This is a genomic window from Amycolatopsis sp. NPDC052450, from assembly GCF_044547565.1.
GTDB lineage: Bacteria > Actinomycetota > Actinomycetes > Mycobacteriales > Pseudonocardiaceae > Amycolatopsis.
On record NZ_JBIUAQ010000064.1, the window covers coordinates 1 to 2,634 of the forward strand.

Consider the following 2,634-nt stretch of genomic DNA (forward strand, 5'->3'; position numbering starts at 1 on the left):
GCGCATCCTCACCCGCGCCCGCTGCAGCACCCACCACGTCACCACCCACGCCAAAGCCATCCTCACCCTCGAACACCAAGGATGAAAAAGGCTCATTGCGCGCGGGAGCGCTCAATCGGGCCAGACCGGCGAACGCTTCTCCAAGAACGCCGCCATTCCCTCACGTGCCCCCGGCAGCTGCGACGCCGAGGCCATCACCTCCAGCGCCAGCGCGTAGGCGTCGGCCTCGGGCCGGTCCAGCTGCGCGTAGAGGGTCTGCTTGCCCATCGCCTTGCTCGCCCGGCTTCCCCGCGTCGCGCGTCCGAGCAGTGAGGCGACGGCTTCGTCGAGCGAGTCGTCCGGGACCACGCGGTTCACCAGACCCCAGTCCAGTGCGGTCGCGGCGTCGACGACGTCGCCGGTGAGCGCCAGTTCCATCAGTCGTTTCCGCCCGATCGCGCGGGCCACCGGCACCGCGGGGGTGTGGCAGAACCAGCCGCCCTTGCCGCCGGGGAGGGCGAATCCGGCGGATTCGGCGGCGACGGCGAGGTCGCACGAGGCCACCAGCTGGCAGCCGGCCGCGGTCGCAAGCCCGTGCACCCGCGCGACGACGACCTGCGGTACCGACTGCATCGTGCCCATCAGGTCCGTGCACAGGCGCAGCAGTTCGCGCACGCCCATCAGGTCGCGCGCGGCGACGTCGCCGAAGTCGTGTCCCGCCGAGAACACCGGTCCGGCGCCCGCCAGGACGATCCCGGTGGCGTCGGTCTCCCCGGCCTTGCGGAACGCCGCGAGCAGCTCGGCGAGGTGGTCCGCCGACAGTGAGTTGCGCCGCGCGGCGCGGTTCATGGTGATCGTGACGGTGTCACCGTCCCGCTTCACGAGGATGTGCTCGTACTCGGCCATGCTTCGACGGTAACCGACCGGAACGTCCGGCGATACGAATCGGGGCCGACCCCGACGTCGGCCCGCAGCCGTCGTCGCAGGTTGGCGGCGGTGCCGAGGCCGGAACGCCGCGCGACCCGCTCGACCGGGAGCTCGGTGGTCTCCAGCAGCCGCCGCGCGAGCCGCACCCGCTGCGCGCGCAGCCACCGCCCCGGCGTCACCCCGGTGGCCGCCGCGAACTCGCGGTGGAAGGTCCGTTCGCTCAGCCCGGCGTGACCGACGAGGTCGTCGACACCGATGTCGTCGGCGATCCGCGCCAGCGCCCAGTCCATTGTGGACGACACACTCGGCCGCGACGGCTTGGGCGGCAACGGGTTGTCGACATACTGCCGCTGGCCGCCTTCCCGCGCGGGCGGCATCACGAGGCGGCGGGCGAGGGCGGCGGCGATCTCGGCACCGTGATCGCGGCGTACCAGGTGCAGGCACAGGTCCAGCCCGCCGACCACACCGGCGGACGTCAGCACGTCACCCTCGTCGGTGAACAGGACGTCCCGCTGGACGACGGCGCCGGGAGCGGCGGCTTCGAGGTCGTCCAGCAACCGCCAGTGCGTGGTGACGGACCGGCCGTCGAGCAACCCTGCCGCGGCGAAGGTGAAGGCCCCGGAACACAGCGACGCCACGGTGATCCCCGCCCGGTGGGCCTTGCGCAGCGCGGCGACGGCCGCCGCGGGCACCTCGGCGTGCGGATCCACCCGGCCGGGTACGAGGACGAGGTCGCAGCCCGCCAGTCCGCTCAGCCCATGGGTCGCCTCGACCTGGCCGAACGGGTGGGTGGCGATCCGGCCGCGGCCGGACGCGCAGAGCCGGACTTCGAAGGGGCCGATGCCGCTGTCGGTCCGGTTCACGCCCCAGACCTCGCCGATCACGCCCAGATCGAAGGACCGGCTGCCCGGCAGGAGGAGCACACCCACGGTTCTCATGGCAGAAAAGTACCGCATCGCGCTTCTTCTGCCACTCCCCTCCGAGGACGGAACGCGTGAAACTCGACGCCATGACCACTGAGAACAAGGCCCTGCTCGTGATCGACGTCCAGCGCGGCTTCGACAAGCCCGTCTGGGGCCCGCGCAACAACCCCGGCGCGGAGGCCAACATCAAGGCGCTCGTCGACGCCTACCAGGAGCGCGGGCTGCCGATCGTGCTGGTGCACCACGATTCCGTGAAGCCCGGCTCGTCGCTGCAGCCTGGCCAGGAGGGCAACCACTTCAAGCCCGAACTCGACGGCGTGCGCGCGGATCTGGTGTTCGGCAAGAAGGTCAACTCGGCCTTCCACGGCGACATCGATCTCGACGGCTGGCTGAAGACGCGCGGCATCACTTCGTTCGTGCTCGCCGGTATCCAGACGAACTTCTGCTGCGAGACCACCGCGCGCGTCGGCGGGAACCTCGGCTACGACGTGACTTTCGCGCTCGACGCGACCTTCACCTTCGACCTCGCCGGGCCGGACGGCAGCGTCCTGACCGCCGACGAGCTGTCCAAGGCGACCGCGACGAACCTGCACGGCGGCGGGTTCGCCACGGTCACCTCGACGAAGGAGATCCTCGGGAGCCTTTGAGACCGGCGGACCGGGATGGGTCGCGGTGGTCGTGAGTGGTAAATGTCGTTAGAACGTCACTTACCACTCACGACAGTGATGATGGTCGTGGTGGTGTTGCTGGTGGGTCTGACTCGACTCACGACTGACGCTTTGGCTGTCCTTTTAAGGGATTTGTC

At 70.2% G+C, this 2,634-nt stretch carries 3 protein-coding genes; 1 reads left to right on the forward strand and 2 read right to left on the reverse strand.

All coding sequences use genetic code 11. The features are described from left to right. Window positions 1-111 precede the first annotated feature (111 nt). Window positions 112-885, reverse strand: a complete 774-nt coding sequence (locus ACIHAO_RS42895; RefSeq protein ID WP_396568095.1) for an enoyl-CoA hydratase-related protein — start codon at window positions 883-885, stop codon at window positions 112-114. Next, entirely contained in the window at window positions 858-1,844 is a 987-nt protein-coding gene (locus ACIHAO_RS42900; protein ID WP_396568097.1) for a GlxA family transcriptional regulator, read from the reverse strand. Before ACIHAO_RS42900 ends, ACIHAO_RS42895 begins: the two co-directional genes overlap by 28 nt. Window positions 1,845-1,915: 71 nt before the next feature. Between ACIHAO_RS42900 and ACIHAO_RS42905 the strand changes: the two genes are divergently transcribed. Continuing rightward, window positions 1,916-2,476, forward strand: a complete 561-nt coding sequence (locus ACIHAO_RS42905) for a cysteine hydrolase family protein (protein WP_396568099.1) — start codon at window positions 1,916-1,918, stop codon at window positions 2,474-2,476. Window positions 2,477-2,634: the final 158 nt, after the last annotated feature.

Excerpts from the sequence above, each read along its gene's own strand:
- ACIHAO_RS42895 (WP_396568095.1), bottom strand. The coding sequence starts at position 885 with ATGGCCGAGTACGAGCACATCCTCGTGAAGCGGGACGGTGACACCGTC.
- ACIHAO_RS42905 (WP_396568099.1), top strand. The coding sequence starts at position 1,916 with ATGACCACTGAGAACAAGGCCCTGCTCGTGATCGACGTCCAGCGCGGC.
- ACIHAO_RS42900 (WP_396568097.1), bottom strand. The coding sequence starts at position 1,844 with ATGAGAACCGTGGGTGTGCTCCTCCTGCCGGGCAGCCGGTCCTTCGAT.